The sequence below is a fragment of the Natrinema pallidum genome (assembly GCF_005890195.1).
GTDB classification, from domain to species: domain Archaea; phylum Halobacteriota; class Halobacteria; order Halobacteriales; family Natrialbaceae; genus Natrinema; species Natrinema pallidum.
This window is the reverse complement of the sequence record NZ_CP040637.1, coordinates 1,220,157-1,235,401: the sequence shown is the minus strand read 5'-3', so window position 1 is coordinate 1,235,401 and position 15,245 is coordinate 1,220,157. Positions and strand designations below refer to the sequence as shown.

The 15,245-nt window shown below is 65.2% G+C and carries 15 protein-coding genes; 7 read left to right on the top strand and 8 right to left on the bottom strand.

Annotated features, from left to right (window positions below):
- Positions 1–51: 51 nt before the first annotated feature.
- Complete coding sequence (locus FGF80_RS05950; protein WP_138652792.1) at positions 52–891, bottom strand: esterase/lipase family protein; 840 nt, start codon at positions 889–891, stop codon at positions 52–54.
- A gap of 197 nt (positions 892–1,088) precedes the next feature.
- Here FGF80_RS05950 and FGF80_RS05945 point away from each other — a divergent pair, with 197 nt between their 5' ends.
- The 4 genes from FGF80_RS05945 to FGF80_RS05930 all read left to right on the top strand — a co-directional run bounded on the left by FGF80_RS05945 (position 1,089) and on the right by FGF80_RS05930 (position 5,553).
- Positions 1,089–1,916, top strand: a complete 828-nt coding sequence (locus FGF80_RS05945) for a pantoate kinase (RefSeq protein ID WP_006186049.1) — start codon at positions 1,089–1,091, stop codon at positions 1,914–1,916.
- A 137-nt stretch (positions 1,917–2,053) separates the two neighbouring features.
- A complete protein-coding gene (locus FGF80_RS05940; RefSeq protein ID WP_138652790.1) occupies positions 2,054–2,833 on the top strand; it encodes a 4-phosphopantoate--beta-alanine ligase in 780 nt (259 codons plus the stop codon).
- A 345-nt stretch (positions 2,834–3,178) separates the two neighbouring features.
- Positions 3,179–4,174 (top strand): tyrosine--tRNA ligase, encoded by a 996-nt coding sequence (locus FGF80_RS05935; protein WP_006186051.1) that lies wholly within the window; start codon positions 3,179–3,181, stop codon positions 4,172–4,174.
- 440 nt (positions 4,175–4,614) lie between these two features.
- Positions 4,615–5,553: a biotin--[acetyl-CoA-carboxylase] ligase gene (locus tag FGF80_RS05930; RefSeq protein ID WP_138652788.1), complete on the top strand. Its 939-nt coding sequence runs from the start codon at positions 4,615–4,617 to the stop codon at positions 5,551–5,553.
- Positions 5,554–5,587: 34 nt separating this feature from the next.
- Here the strand turns inward: FGF80_RS05930 and FGF80_RS05925 are convergent, their stop codons facing one another.
- From FGF80_RS05925 to FGF80_RS05905, 5 genes are all read right to left on the bottom strand, one after another.
- The gene (locus tag FGF80_RS05925; protein ID WP_138652786.1) at positions 5,588–5,968 is read right to left on the bottom strand and encodes a DUF7268 family protein; all 381 of its coding nucleotides are present in this window, start codon (positions 5,966–5,968) and stop codon (positions 5,588–5,590) included.
- Positions 5,955–6,872 (bottom strand): ABC transporter permease, encoded by a 918-nt coding sequence (locus FGF80_RS05920; RefSeq protein ID WP_006186054.1) that lies wholly within the window; start codon positions 6,870–6,872, stop codon positions 5,955–5,957. Before FGF80_RS05920 ends, FGF80_RS05925 begins: the two co-directional genes overlap by 14 nt.
- A complete protein-coding gene (locus tag FGF80_RS05915; RefSeq protein ID WP_006186055.1) occupies positions 6,869–7,882 on the bottom strand; it encodes an ABC transporter permease in 1,014 nt (337 codons plus the stop codon). The genes FGF80_RS05920 and FGF80_RS05915 overlap by 4 nt, the downstream gene beginning before the upstream one ends.
- A 52-nt stretch (positions 7,883–7,934) precedes the next feature.
- Complete coding sequence (locus tag FGF80_RS05910) at positions 7,935–9,536, bottom strand: ABC transporter substrate-binding protein (protein WP_006186056.1); 1,602 nt, start codon at positions 9,534–9,536, stop codon at positions 7,935–7,937.
- Between the two features lie 251 nt (positions 9,537–9,787).
- The gene (locus tag FGF80_RS05905; protein WP_138652784.1) at positions 9,788–12,778 is read right to left on the bottom strand and encodes a dipeptide ABC transporter ATP-binding protein; all 2,991 of its coding nucleotides are present in this window, start codon (positions 12,776–12,778) and stop codon (positions 9,788–9,790) included.
- Between the two features lie 81 nt (positions 12,779–12,859).
- Between FGF80_RS05905 and FGF80_RS05900 the strand changes: the two genes are divergently transcribed.
- Entirely contained in the window at positions 12,860–13,342 is a 483-nt protein-coding gene (locus tag FGF80_RS05900) for a DUF7529 family protein (RefSeq protein ID WP_006186058.1), read from the top strand.
- Between the two features lie 125 nt (positions 13,343–13,467).
- On the opposite strand, the gene FGF80_RS05895 is transcribed toward FGF80_RS05900, so the two are convergent.
- Entirely contained in the window at positions 13,468–13,944 is a 477-nt protein-coding gene (locus FGF80_RS05895) for a universal stress protein (RefSeq protein ID WP_006186059.1), read from the bottom strand.
- Positions 13,945–14,118: 174 nt separating this feature from the next.
- Between FGF80_RS05895 and FGF80_RS05890 the strand changes: the two genes are divergently transcribed.
- The gene (locus tag FGF80_RS05890) at positions 14,119–14,583 is read left to right on the top strand and encodes a DUF5799 family protein (RefSeq protein ID WP_049908121.1); all 465 of its coding nucleotides are present in this window, start codon (positions 14,119–14,121) and stop codon (positions 14,581–14,583) included.
- Positions 14,584–14,629: 46 nt separating this feature from the next.
- On the opposite strand, the gene FGF80_RS19070 is transcribed toward FGF80_RS05890, so the two are convergent.
- Positions 14,630–14,773: a DUF7557 family protein gene (locus FGF80_RS19070; protein ID WP_006186061.1), complete on the bottom strand. Its 144-nt coding sequence runs from the start codon at positions 14,771–14,773 to the stop codon at positions 14,630–14,632.
- Between the two features lie 124 nt (positions 14,774–14,897).
- Here FGF80_RS19070 and FGF80_RS05885 point away from each other — a divergent pair, with 124 nt between their 5' ends.
- The gene (locus FGF80_RS05885; RefSeq protein ID WP_006186062.1) at positions 14,898–15,188 is read left to right on the top strand and encodes a DUF7545 family protein; all 291 of its coding nucleotides are present in this window, start codon (positions 14,898–14,900) and stop codon (positions 15,186–15,188) included.
- Positions 15,189–15,245 lie beyond the last annotated feature (57 nt).

Sequence of the window (15,245 nt, the reverse complement as noted above, 5' to 3'; positions counted from 1 at the left end):
AGCACGACCCGTGCAGGACTTTCTCGAGTGCGGGGAACGCCCGCTCGCGCCTCACTCGCAGCCGCCGGTGGTGATCGCGTCGGCGAGGTCTGAACCGACCGCGTCGTCTCCCAGATACTCGAGGTGGCTGCCGACGCTGCCGGTTACGTCGACATCGCTGTAGTTCGAGGCGGGGGAACAGCCGGCCCCGTCCGTCCCGAGTGCGGTATCACCGATACCGCCGTACGCCGAGCCGACCATCGAGTCGTTTTGCGAGTGGTAGTTACGGACCTCGCAGGCGGTGCCGAGGCCGGCGTTCCACGGCTCGCCACAGATTTCGGACCCGTGGGCGGCCGTACCCAGTCCCGCGACGGTCTCGATTCCGGAATCGCTGCCGAGTTTGGTCGCCGTCCAGTAGACACAGCGGCCGCCGAGCGAATGACCGACGAGGCGGACGTTGCCGCCGCCGGCGTCGTCGAAGTCTTCGACGAGGTCGGCGACGACCGCGCCGACGTCCTCGGTATCGGACTCCGCGCCGAGGTAGTTGACGTTGGTTGCGGGCCACTCGATCGCGACGGATTCGGTCGGCGTATAGCCGCCTGATTCGAGGGCGTTCTGAACGGTCGACGCCTGACTCGAGACGGTGGTGTCGCCGAACCAGCCGTGGATGAAGACGAATAGTTCGTCCGTGACGGGGAGGCTGCCGTCGGCGCTCCAGCCGAAGAATCCGTCGTTGACCTCGATCACATCGGGGGTATCCACCTGTGCGGACGCCGCTCCCGTCGTGGCAGCCAGTCCTCCGCCGCCGATGAGCGTCGTGCCCGCGGCCCGCAGGAGGGGTCGTCGAGCTGTCCTCGCGTCGCGTCCCGACCGTTCGCCTGTGTTGTCATTGGCAGCCATGATGCGACCCATTCTTCCGCCCCGTTCGGATTGCGCTTTCCGCTTCTATATCGAGTCCATTGAAGAGGGGGACTCGAGCGAGCGACGTACTGAAGCGGGTGCGGCGTATTCGATCGGATCGACGGAACCACCTGGTCCCACCTGGAACGGCCGAACGCGTCACGGGGAACCTTCAACGTTATATCGCTCGGGCCGAAACGGGGGGCGTAATGCGCGAGGAGGCGACGGCGTTCGTCCCCGGTCACGTGACGGGATTTTTCAGCGCTCACCCGGACGAGGACCCGACGAAAGCCGGCTCACGGGGAGCGGGATTGACGCTCACAGACGGTGTGGAGGTATCGGTCGAACCGGCGACGGAATCAAAAGTCGTCCTCGACGGGACGGAAGCCGAGGTCGAACCGGTGACAACCGTTCTCGAGACGCTCGATGCGAGCGCCCGCGTCGAGGCCGCCGCCGATCTTCCGATCGGGGCCGGCTTCGGCGTTTCGGGAGCGATGGCGCTCGGGACGGCACTCGCGGCGAACCGCGTCTTCGAGCGCAAACTCTCCGCGAACGAACTCGTCACGATCGCCCACGGTGCCGAGGTGCAGGCCGGGACGGGGCTCGGTGACGTGGTCGCACAAGCACACGGCGGCGTTCCGATCCGCCTCGAGCCGGGTGGCCCACAGGACAACAAACTCGACGCGATTCCGTCGCGGGCGCGCGTCGAGTACGTCTCGTTCGGCGAACTCTCGACGGCGGACGTGCTCTCGGGCGACACCGAGGAGCTGACGGCTGCCGGGAAGGAGGCGCTCGCTCGCGTCGTCGAGGAGCCGACGCTGCTGTCGTTCATGTACGCCTCGCGGCTGTTCGCACGCGACGCCGGCCTGCTCACCGAACGGGTGACGGAGACGATCGCCGAGGTCTCTGAGGCGGGCGGACAGGCGTCGATGGCCATGCTCGGCGAGACGGTCTTCGCGCTCGGAACGGGGCTCTCCGACGCCGGCTACGAGCCGTCGGTCTGTGCGACACATCCCGCCGGTGCGGTGTTGAAGTAAGGCGGACGCCGCTTCTCGGGTTCCGCTCGGCTTTTCGTGCCATCGCAGGTACGGGCCATGCGAGCGGTCGGCGGGAGCGGTGGGTTGCGCGTCGAGCGATCGGGTCGTTTTTCATCGACTACCACCAGTAATCGCTCGTGAGCGACTACGACAGCGTCTCCGCCGATGTCGAGACGGAGGAGGAGATTCCGGAAGATCATCCCAGATATCAGGACCTGCTGACCCGCCACCGGATCGAGGCGGGCGTCGAGAAGGGGATCACGCACCTCCAGGGGATGCACGCCGAGGGACGAGGCAGCGCCTTCGACTACTTACTGGGCGAGGAGACGATTCCGAGCGCCGACGAGGCGGAGCGGGCCGCCGCCGCCCATCTCCTGCTCGCCGACCGCCCCGTGCTCTCGATCAACGGCAACGTCGCCGCGCTGGTCCCCGGCGAAATGACCGCCCTCGCCGACGCCGTCGATGCCGACCTCGAGGTCAACCTCTTCAACCGTACGCCCGACCGGATCGAAGCCATCGCCGAGCACCTCCGCGAGCACGGCGCGGACGACGTGAAGGGGCTCGAGGCCGACGCCCGAATTCCGAACCTCGATCACAAGCGGGCCAAGGTCGACGCCGACGGTATCTACGAGGCCGACGTCGTGCTCGTGCCCCTCGAGGACGGCGACCGGGCCGAGGCATTAGATGAGATGGGCAAGACCGAAATCGTGATCGACCTCAACCCGTTGTCGCGCTCGCCGCAGGTGGCGGACGTGCCGGTCGTCGACAACATCATTCGTGCCGTGCCGACCATCACCGAGCACGCCCGCGAACTCGCGGACGCAGACGAGACTGCGCTTCGGGCGATCGTCGAGGACTTCGACCGGGAGCGCGCGCTCGAGGCGGCCGAAGAACGGATTCGATCGGGTGACTTGTAGCCACCCCGAACGCGTCGTCGATGCCGAGTATCGGGCGGTGGATTCTCGGGCGGGGTGCGTGTCCGCCGATGGGACCAACGCTCAGTTATCAGCTCTCCGGACCAGCTGCGTATACCATTACTCGAGCCGCCGTGTCTCCGATCGGGACACGCCTCCCGCAGTGCGGCCGAGGGAGCGACACTCGGCGGCAAAGTCGGCGGCGTGGCCGGTCCGGCCGGCGGTGCCGTCGGGGCCATCGGTGCACGGACGGACCGAAACGTGTCGACGCTCGAGGCGATGACGGACGAGACAGCCGGACGAACGCCTTTCAGGAGGTATAAATTCCTCCTCCGGTTCCTGTCACATATGGACGCCTACGAGTTATTGACGCGAAACGCCGAGGAGGTCGTCACCGACGAGGAAGTCCGCGACCTCGCGGAGGACGCCGCGGGAAAGCGGGCCTACGTCGGCTACGAGCCCTCCGGCGTGCTTCACCTGGGACACCTCCTCACCGCGAACAAACTCATCGATCTGCAGGAGGCGGGCATGGAGGTCGTCATCCTCCTGGCGGACGTCCACGCCTACCTCAACGAGAAGGGGTCCTTCGAGGACATCCGGGAGACCGCCGAACAGATGAAAGCCCAGTTCCTCGCTTACGGCCTCGACGAGGAGCTAACGGAGTTCGTCTACGGCTCCGAGTTCCAACTCGAGGACGACTACACCCTCGACCTCCACCACCTCGAGCGCGAGACGACGATGAACCGCGCCCAGCGCGCGATGGCGGAGATTCAGGGCGATGAGACGGCGAAGGTGAGCCATCTCGTCTACCCGCTGATGCAGACGCTGGACATCGAGTACCTCGACCTCGATCTGGCGGTTGGCGGCTTAGACCAGCGGAAGGTTCACATGCTCGCTCGCGAGAAGTTGCCCGAACTCGACTACGAGGTTCGCCCGGCGATCCACACCCCGATCGTCGCCAACCTCACCGACGGCGAGGGGAAGATGTCCTCGAGCGAGGGGATCACCATCTCGATGGAGGACTCGACCGACGAACTCGAGGACAAGGTCAACTCGGCGTACTGTCCGCCGACGCGGGACCCGGAGCCGAGCGAGGACGGCACCGAGCGCGAAAACCCCGTTCTCGAACTGTTCGAGTACCACGTCTTCCCGCGGTTCGACGAAATCGTCGTCGAGCGTCCCGAAAAGTACGGCGGCGATCTGACCTACGACGACTACGAGGACCTGGCCGCCGACCTCGAGTCGGGCGACCTTCACCCCGCCGACGCGAAGGGGACGCTCGCGACCTACCTCGATGAACTGATCGCGCCGGGCCGCGAGAAACTGTACGAACTGCGCGATTAATCCCGTCGGACAACGCGGGTGACAGCCCGATCGGACTCGAGAGACGGTACGGTGATACGGTTCGGACACGAACTACGACGACGACACGGGGCAGTCACCCAGTTGATTCGGAGCGACAGGAGCCAACGAAGCAGGGTGGCGCTCCGGTCTAAACGAGAGCGTTCGACGCGAGGCCTGGGTCTCGAACTCGAGCCACCACTGTCGTCCCGCATCCCGTGGAACTCCCTGCTGGGTCCTCAGCGCCGGATGCCCCCGGTCGGGTCTCGCATACTGGTTCCCCTTCCGGACGTGTGTTTCCAAGACCGTACGGTGACCACCGGCCGCCGCGACCCTTCCGAGCGTGTCACGCGCTAGAGTCGCGACTGAACGTCACTGTGAGTGGCTCGACTGACATCGCTCGATCCAGCCGATTGAAGTACGAGCGGGTCCCGTGCGGAGGCATGAACGAAACACGACGGGCGATCATCGCGGCGCTCGCGGACGGGCCGGTGTCCGGACCCGAACTGGCCGAGTCGCTCGAGGTCTCGCGGGCGGCCGTCTGGAAACACATCGAGGGGCTTCGCGAGGCCGATTTCGAGATCGAGAGCGGACCGACCGGCTACGAACTCGTCGCCGTCAATGCGTACAATGCGCCGGCGGTCGAATTCGAACTCGAGGCCCCGTTTTCGATCGAGTATCACGACTCCGTGGGGAGTACGAACGACCGAGCGCGCGAGTTGGCCGGCGAGGGTGCGACCGACATCGCCGTCCTCGCGAACGAACAGATCGGCGGGCGCGGTCGTCTCGACCGCGAGTGGGCCGCGCCCGCGGGCGGCGTCTGGGTGAGCGTCGTGACGCGGCCGGCGATCACGCCAGCGCAGGCACCGCTGTACACGCTCGCAGCGTCGGTCGCGACGGCGACTGCCGCCCGCGAAGCCGGCGTCGACGCCCGGATCAAGTGGCCCAACGACGTGGTCGTCCCGGTCGGCGACGACGGCGACTACCGGAAGCTCGCGGGGATTCTCACGGAGATGGAGGGCCAGACGGACCGCGTGGACTGGCTCGTTGCCGGGATCGGCGTCAACGCGAACCTCGACGCCGACGCGCTGCCCGAGGGAGCGACCAGCGTCCGCGCCGAGGCCGGCGACGTGGACCGCAGGCGCTTCGTCCAGCGCCTGCTCGAGGGGTTCGATCGGTACCGGCGCGATCTCGAGGCGGTCGTTCCCGCATGGCGCGAGTTGGCGCTGACGCTCGGCCAGCGCGTGCGGGTCGATCGTCCCGCGGGCGAGATCGTCGGGGAGGCGATCGACGTGACGGAGTCGGGGGCGCTCGTGGTCGAGACCGACGACGAGCGAGTGACGGTCTCGGCCGGCGACTGTGAGCACCTGCGTCCCGTCTGACGGCCACGTTTCGACGGCGCGGAGCGCTCGGCGATCACACGCCGAGCAGAATCGAGCAGGCGGCCGCGGCGACGACCCAGCCCGCACCCGTCCACGACACGACGAAAAACGCCTCCCGAGCGCTGGCTTCGGTCCAGCCGGCGCTCACGTCGAGGTGGGCTTTCATGCCCTCGATGGTTTGCCCGAGACCGACTGCGGTCGACCACGCGGTGACGCCGAACCCGAGCACGAGCGCGCCGAGCGCGAACGCCGTATCGGTCGCGGCTCGCGGCGACCAGACGACCAGCAGCGCCAGCGAGACGGCCGCGCCGAGCGCGGCCCCGATCGCCACCCAACGAGCGGCGGCAATAATGAGCCGACGCATGCGCTCGACGCGGCTCCTCGAGACGGGGACGGCGGAATCAGTCGACGGCATCTCGCATGCGGGGATCTAAGGCATCCCGCATCCCGTCGCCGAGGAGGTTGAATCCGAGCACGGTAAGCGCGAGGAACAGGCCGGGGAAGAACGACCACCACCACGCGCCGGAGAACAGTCCCTTTTCGACGCCATTGGCGAGCATCATCCCCCACGACGGGTCGCCGGGGTTCGCGCCGAACCCGAGGAACGACAGCGCCGCGATATCGATGATGGCCAGCCCGTAGTTCAGCGTCGATTGGACCGTGATGGGGGCCAGACAGTTCGGCAGGACGTGACGGATCAACAGCCGCGGATCGGTCGCACCGAGCGCACGCGTCGCCTCGATGTACTCGTCCTCGAGGACTTTCAGCGCTGCGCCGCGGACGACGCGGGCGAACCGCGGCGTGTAAACGAGCGTGAGCGCGGCGACTGCACGCCACAGGCCCAGCGACTCGGGGAAGATGGTGACGAGCGCGAGCGCCAGCAGCAGCGACGGGAACGACAGGAGAACGTCCATCGTCCGCATGATCACGTTGTCGGTGAGGTCACCGTAGTACGCCGCGACGATGCCGGCAGTGATGCCGAGGACCGTCGACGCGAGGACGGTTGCGGTTCCGAACTTCAGCGCGTACCACGCGCCGTACAGGACCCGCGGGAAGATGTCGCGGGCCTGTCCGTCGGTTCCGAACCAGAACTGGGCGCTCGGGGCTGCCTCACTCGGGTTCGAGCCGAAACTGGTCGCGACGATGGCGTCGAGATCGTACACGAGTCGAGCGTAGATGGCGACGGCGAACAGCCCGACGATGAGGCTGAGACCCGCGACGGCGATGCGGTTCGATAGCAGTTCCGTCAGGAACGGACTCGCGCGGATGCGATCGACGATACTGCGTTCGACGTCGGAGGAGTGGGTTTTCGTACTCATTGATCGATCCGTGGGTCAAGGACGGAGTAGGTGATGTCGACGAGGAGATTCACGATCGTGTACATGAACGCGAACACGAGGACGGTCGCTTGTACCACCGGGTAGTCGCTCTTGTTGATCGCCTCCACGAGCAGCGTCCCGATCCCGTTGATCTCGAAGACGGTCTCGGTCAGCACGGAACCGCCGAGCATCGACCCGAACTGGATCCCGATGATGGTAATGACGGGGATGAACGCGTTCCGGAGTCCGTGTTTCATGACGGTCGTTTTCGCGCCTTGCCCTTTCGCGCGGGCCGTCCGCATGTAGTCCTGCCGGACGACTTCCAGCATCGACGAGCGCATCATTCGAGAGATGAACGCCATCGAGTACACGCCGAGGACGATAACGGGCATGACCAGATGCCGGGCCGCGGACTGGAACGCCGCGAGGTTGCCGGCGATCAGGGTGTCGATCAGGATGAACCCCGTCTTCGAGTCGATGAAATAGGTGGAGCCGATACGGCCGCTCGTCGGGAGAATACCCAGCACCTGTGCGAACAGCAGGATGAGAAGCGGTCCGCTCCAGTAGATCGGGACGCTGATTCCCGTGAGTGCACCGACTCGAGAGAAGTGGTCGGTCAGCGTGTCTTGCTTGACGGCGCTCAGGATTCCGAGCGGCAGCCCGAACAGGAGCCCCGCTATCTGTCCGAGAACGGCAAGTTCGATCGTGATCGGGAGCCGATCGGCGAGGATATCGCCGACGGCGGTCCCGCGTCGGACCTGGTAGGACTCTCCGAAGTCGAACGTCGCAGTATTTCGGAGGAAACGAACGTACTGCTCCCACAGCGGATCGGTGAGTCCGAGATCCGAGCGGACCTGTTCGACGAACTCCTGGCTCGCGCGTTCGCCCGCGATCGCGATCGCGGGGTCTCCGGGCGAGAGATGGAGAATAGCGAAGACTACTGTCGCCACTCCGAACAGCACCGGACCGAGCAACAGCAGTCGTTTGGCGATGAACCGCTTTGATACCATTATGCGGAGGGATGAGTGTGAATGTTTAAAATGTTTCCTGTCAACAACCGCGTTACTCGACGTCGACGAGATGGAGGTGTGGGCCACCGATGGCCGACACCTGGTAGTTGTTGACGGTGTTGCGGACGCCACGAATCTCGTCGGCGTAGTCGATGTATACCCACGGTGCTTCGTCGTAGGCGATCTGGGCGGCGTCGTGGTAGAGTTCGGCGCGCTCGTCTTTGGCTGACGTCTGCTGGGCCTCCTCGATGAGGTCCATGAAGTCCTGGTTTGCCCATGCGGTTCGGTTGGACGTGTTGTACCCCTCCGTGTCCCAGTCAACCCAGTCCTGTCCGTCGGGGGACTCGACCTGCGGGTGGAGAAGGACGTAGTAGAAGTTGTCAGGGTCGGCGTTGTCCGTATACCAACCGGCCAGCGACGCATCGTGTTTCCCTTCTGAGGTGTAGGTGAGGTAGTCCGAGAACTGTCGATCGTCGATGGTGACATCGATACCGATGTTCCCGAGGTCCGTCCGGATCGACTCCGCCGTCGAAATCGGTGCCGGATTGTAGCCGCGGGCGTTCTGGAAGGTCGTCAACTCGAATGAGAAGCCGTCACCGTAGCCGGCGTCTTCCAGGAGCGACTGTGCTTTCTCGGGATCGTTGGGATACGGGCTGAGATCGTCGTTGTGGCCGAAAAGCGCCGGCGGACACGGCTGGTCGGCCTGTTCGGCGATGTCGGAATAGATCTCGGAGACGATGGATTCGGTATTGATGGCGTAACTGATGGCCCGGCGGACCTGCGGGTCACGGAACGCTTCCACGCGGGACTGGTTGAACGACATGTACCCGATGTTGATGCCTTCACCCGACTGGACTTCGGCGGCATCGGAGTCTCTGACCTGCCCGATGTTGTTCGGCCCGAGATTGTCGATGATCTCGAGTTCGCCTTTGGTGAGGGCCTGCGTTCGCGTGGAGTTCTGTCCGCGTTCGATGAACAGGAGTTGGTCCACGTTCGGCCCGTCGCCCCAGTAGTTGTCGTTGGGGATGAGTTTGATTCGACCGTTCGAATTGTCGAGTTCGTCGAGTTTGAACGGGCCGGTACCGTTGGCGTCCGTAGCGAAGTCGAAATCGCCTTCGATCGCGTCCTGCGGGAGGACGACGGCAGCGAACATCGCGAGGTTACGCAGGAACGGCGCGTACGGATCCGTAAGCGTGATGTTCAGCGTATAGTCGCCGTCGGCTTCGACGGAGTCGATCCAGTTTCCGAGCGTGAACGGCCCGTACGAGGACAGATCCCCGACGTGGTACTCGTACTCCTCGTCGACGAACCGCCGGTAGGTCGCGATGAAGTCGTCGGCGGTGAAGTCGGTCCCGTCGTCGAACTGGGCGTCCTCACGCAGTTGGAGCGTGACGTCCGTCCCCTCCATCGACCAGTCGACCGCGAGGCTCTTGGTAATCGCTGCCTCGCCGGGCTGAAAGTCGATGAGCCCGTCGTAAATCTGGTTCGTGACCTTCGACACTTCGCCGCTGGTCGTATCCTGCGGATCGAGGGTTTTCGAGTGTGCACTGCGACCGTATCGAAGCGTCCCACCGCCACTGCCATTGCCGCCGAGACAGCCGGAAACGGAACTCGCAGCCGTCGCGACGACCGTGGCGCTCCCGGCGGACTTCATGAAACGACGCCGAGAGACCTGGTTGTTATCACCTGGCATAAGCGTAGTGCTTGTATCTACATATATAATGCTATCGATCAAGATAGTGAAAACCACACCCAACGACACAATCGGTGCGGCTGAGACGTTATTTTAACTAAATATAATGAAAAACGTGTGCGTTTTCGGGCGCACATATTGAATCGGCGTCGCCGGAACGGTCACTCGCGGTCGCGCCGTCCGGCGGTGAGACGGTGGCCCCGCGGCCCTCGCTACTCGGCGTCGGGACTGAGATGACAGGCGGCCGGATGCTCGCCGTCACCGAGCGAGGGATCGCTGTGCTCACAGACGCTCTCGAACGCGTCCGCGAGGACGGCCTCGGCGGCCGCCCAGTCGCCGTCGTCGAGGTGCCGGTAGGACTCGTCGACCGCCTCGCGGGCCCGACCCGACAGCGGTCCATCGAAGAACTGCGCGTCGAGTGCGGCGGCGAGATCACTGCCGCCGTCCGCGACGGCGCGGGGCGTTTCCGTCTCGGCGATGACCTCCTCCCGGGCGGCCTCGAGATCGATGTCTCGGGATTCCACGCGCTGTCGATAGAACATGACCTCGCGGTAGCGGTCCTGCTCGATGTCCAGGTCCTCAGGTGGGATGATCGCCGGACACCGCGTCCGGAAGTGACAGCCGGACGGCGGGTCGATGGGCGAGGGAACGTCACCCGTGAGGATGGTCCGATCGTCGGTCTCCGCCAGCGGATCCGGTTCGGGTATCGCCGAGAGCAACGCGTTCGTATACGGGTGCTTCGGGTTCGCGAACAGTTCGTCGGTCGTCGCGATTTCGACGACCTCACCGAGATACATCACTGCTACCCGGTCGGAGATGTGGCGGACGACGGAGAGGTCGTGTGCGATAAACAGGTAGGTCAACCCGAACTCCTCCTGGAGATCCTCCATGAGGTTGATGATCTGGGCCTGTACGGACACGTCCAGAGCCGAGACCGGTTCGTCGGCGACGATGAAGTCCGGACCCACCGCGAGGGCGCGAGCGATGCCGACGCGCTGGCGCTGTCCGCCGGAGAGTTCGTGGGGGTAGCGGCCGTACTGACTCGTGTCGAGGCCGACTTCCTCGAGAAGCTCGAGGACGCGGCGGCGGCGGAGCGTGCGCTTTGAGTCCCCTGCAGACACGTCCACCTGGACGCTCGTGATGCGGCCGTCCTCGCGCGTAATGTCCGTCGTCACGTCGAGTGCCCCCTCGACGTCCACGGTAACGTCGCCGTTTTCGACAGCGACCTCCACGGGGACGACGACCTCCCCGTCGGTACTCTCGAGTAACGCGTCCACGTTGTCCGCGACGTCGACGGACACCGCAGCCGCCGAGATGCCCGTCGTCGAGACAGCGGCGCGCGTCTCCACGTCGGGATCGATCTCCGGGAGACCGTGGATCTTCAGCGGCTCCATGATGGTCTGCCCGACGGTCATCCGCGGATCGAGACTCGACATCGGGTCCTGGAACACCATCTGCATGTCCTTGCGCTTCTCCCGGAGTTCCGACTTCGAGAGGTCTCCAAGCTCTTCACCGGCGTAGACGACCGTGCCGTCCGTCGGCGGATTGAGGTGCAGGATGGCTCGCCCCGCAGTCGATTTTCCACAGCCGGACTCGCCGACCAACCCGAGGGTTTCTCCCTCGTACACGTCCAAACTCACGCCGTCGACGGCCTTGACGCTCGGCTGCTCGCCGACGAACCGATCGAGGAGCCCGTCCTCCTGTTGGTAGTACTTCCGCATCTCCCTGAGTTCGACGATCGGCTCGCCGATGTCGGATTCGGTCGTCGATGCCGCGCCGTCCGCGCCGTACTCGCTCTCGTCGAACTCCTCGAGGACGCACTTCGACCGGTGATCGACGTCGTCGGGTCCGTGCTGGAGGAACGGGATTTCGCCGTCGCGACACTCGAGCGTGGCCCACGGACACCGATCGGCGAAGTGACACCCCTCGGGCATGTCGATGAGGTCGGGAACGTTCCCTTCGATGGGCGTCAGGCGGTCTTTCTCCTCCGTCGGGATGGACTCGAGAAGCGTGTACGTATACGGGTGACTCGGATCGTTGAAAATCTCCTCGACGGGGCCTTCCTCGACGATTTCGCCGGCGTACATCACGGCGACCCGATCGCAGGTCTCCGCGACGACGCCGAGATCGTGCGTGATCATCAGCACTGACATGCCGAACTCCGCCTGCAGGTCGTCGATGAGGTCGAGGATCTGCGCCTGAATCGTCACGTCGAGGGCGGTCGTCGGCTCGTCGGCGATGAGGAGGCTCGGCTGACACGCGAGTGCGATCGCGATGAGGACGCGCTGGCGCATGCCGCCGGAGAACTCGTGGGGGTACTCCTCGAGACGCGTCGTCGCCTCCGGGATGCCGACCTCCGTGAGAATCTCGACGACGTCGGCCATGACCTCCTCGTCGTGTTCTTTGCCGCCGATTCTCGGGAGGATCTCTCGGATGGCGTTCAGCCACGTGTCCCGTTTCCGTTCACCGTACTGGTGGAGTCGCAGGGACTCGGCGACCTGTTCGCCAACGGTCACCGCGGGGTTCAGCGAGGTCATCGGGTCCTGGAAGATCATGCCCATCTCGCTGCCGCGGACCTTCCGCATCGCTTCCTCGGGCGCGTCCGTCAGGTCGACGACGCCCTCTTCGACCGTGATCGTCCCAACGTCCGCACCGCGATCGAACTGCTCGCGTGCCGCCTCGTCCAGATAGACGAACCCGTCGTCGGCGTCATCGATGGCGTCGGCGAGGGCGTCCGCGACTCCGGACGGCGTCGCCTGGTCCTCGAGTCGGTCGGCGGCGTCCCGAAGGGCGGCTGCGAGCGCCGCGGGATCGTCGTGATCGGAGAGGTCGGCGGCCATGCCACGCAGCTCCGACGACGCCGAGTCGCGCCCGTCGCCGACGCGGAGGTCCGCGATGACGGCTCGGACTGCGTCCACGAGTTCGAAGGGGTACGGGACGACGGCATCGTCGAATTCGGCGGCGATGTCCGCGGCGAGTGTCGCGTCCCGGAAGGACACGCGCCCGGCCACGACATCGCCGGGGTCGTCCACGAGGTCCATTGCTGAGAGTGCGGTCACGCTCTTGCCGGAGCCGGACTCGCCGACGAGGCCGACGGTTTCTCCCTCCTCGATGGTGAGGTCGATGCCGTTGACGGCTTTTACTGCCCCGCGTTTGGTGTCGAACTGCGTGCGAAGTCCGGAGAGGGATAGGAGGTCGGTCACTGCCAGCAGTTCTCTTGGCAGTCATCAAATAGTTTGCGGGACTTGGGAACGCTTATCCCCCGTGATGCACGCGGTGCAGACATGAGCGAGCATCCGGCGGACGAGACCCCTGAGACCGGCCAGGCGCAGTCCGGTTGGCAGTCCGTCATCGAGGATATGGCGGCGATCGCCGACGAGTACCGTGACCGCGGTTGGACGGCCCTCGAGCTCCACCCGGGGGATTCCGTCCTCGTGGACGCCGAAACGCGAACCGGCCTCGACGTGGTCTTGCCGGGGCCCGAATACGAGGACCTCGAGGCGCTGACGGACGACTGTACGTTCACCGCGGTCGACGTGTTTCGAGCCGAACACGGCGGGATGCTCTACCTGCTCGTCGTCGAGCAGGCACCGGACGACGAGACGGCTATACTCGTCCCCGCCTACTACGACCCCGGGTCCGGACAGACGAAACTCGAGCAGATCCGGGCGGACGGCGAACTCCGACTGTTCTGCAGGCGGCTGAACGACGACTACGTCGAGTTCGTCCACGACGACGTGACGCCGTTCCTTCCGGAAGCGCTGTAACCGCCGCGAACGTGTCCCCGTTCGAGATCGGCCCTCGAGCGCGACGGGTCGGACGCGATCGGACGCCGTAGTGCGTAGAAGTCAGCAGGCGATCCCGTGTCCCGCCATCGAATTTGCGAGAACGGTTACTCGGCGGCGAGTCGCGGCTCTTCTGGCCGATCGTCGATATCGTCGGGGTCGACTCGGACCGTCAACACCGGGACCGACGCCCGACGGACGACCCGTTCCGTGACGCTGCCGAGTAACAGTCGATCGATCCCGCCCCGACCGTGGGTGCCCATCACGATCAGATCGCACTCCGCGGAGTCGGCCTCCTCGACGATGACTCGACTCGGGGCTCCCTCGAGCACCGTCGTCTCGACCGTGACAGCCGCCGGGGCGAGTTCCTCGACCCGGCCGACTGCCGCCCGCCCCTCCTCGTGAAGCGCGTCGCTGACGCCCTCGAGTGCGGTCTCCATGGGCAATCCCCCGTAGCCCGCCGCGTTGACGACGTACAACGCTCGAATCGTCGCCTCGTGCGTACGCGCGAACTCGACGGCGTACTCGAGTGCGTGTTCGACCTCGCGCGAGCCGTCGGTCGGGACGAGAATGTAGTCGTACATTGCGATACATGGTACCATACGACAAAGGCATACATTAACGTTATCGCGGCGTCCGTGACCCTCACTCGAGGCGATAGCTCGCACGGCGACCGATTCGCCGTCCGCACCGCCGTCGGGTCGTGGAACGCGGCGGGAGGGAAAACGCTGATACAGTCGCCGATCCAACCGGAGGCCATGAGCGACAACCCGTGGACGGACCGGATCGTCGGCGAACGTATGGCCGTCGATCAGGAGTTCTCGGCGCAGATCGAGGCGTCGCAGTTTTCCAACCAGCAGTGGAGTCTGATCATGACCGCCACGGAGTTCGAGATCGAACGCCCCGACGATCCCGATCAAGCGCGGATCGTCGCCAACACGGACAAACTCGACGGTGTCATCCCCGAACTCGACAACGTCCAGACCGGGATGGGAGCGATGGCCGGCGGTCAAGCCGCCGACGGCTCGAGCTCGTCGAGCGGTGGCGTCCTCGACTCGATCATGGGCGCGCTCGGCGTCGGGGGCAACAGCGGCCCATCCGAGGCCGACCAACGGAAGGCGGCCGAACGGCTCACCCAGGAGTACGCGGCGCAACTCCAGTCACACCTCGAGTCAAAGGGGAAGTGGGAGACGATCCGGCAGCAGGTCGCCGACGCCCAATAGACCGTCCTTCCCTCGCACAGTCGTCCCGATCGCGACGCGACCGCCGTCAGTCACCAGCGTGAAAGAGCGTGTATTCGCTTGTTTCGTAGATGTTGATGAGTTCGGTGACGAGTTCGTCGTATGACTCGTCGTCGACGCGCAGTGCCTCCAGTCGGTCGATCGTCTCCTCCTCGAGTTCGACGGATGGCATAGTTGGCGGTCCGACGCCGAGAAGCAAAAAGACCACGGCACGTCGCGTCCCGGCGCGGGACGGTCACGACGGCTCTCGGCTGCAAGCCACAGCATCTTTACGGGCGGTTCCCGACCGTAGCTATATGAGCGACGACGTTCAGACAACGACGTTCTCGATCAGTTCCGACGACGGCGCAACCGACGAAATCACCGTCCCGTCCGGTCTCGTCGACCTCGTGGCCGAGGGTGACCAGAGCGACGCCGAAACCGTCGGCGACGTCATGCTGTTGTCCTTTGCCAGCCGCGCCCACCACATCGTCCACCATGGGGAAGACGCCGACGAGGACCTCGAGGCCCAGGAGGCCCGCGTGATGGATCTCTTCGAGGAGCGGTTCGGTGTCACGTTCGGCGAAGCGACCGGACATCAGCACTGACGGCCGCGACGCACCGATCAGCACCGCACGATCCCCGACCCGTCTTTTTTGCAGCCA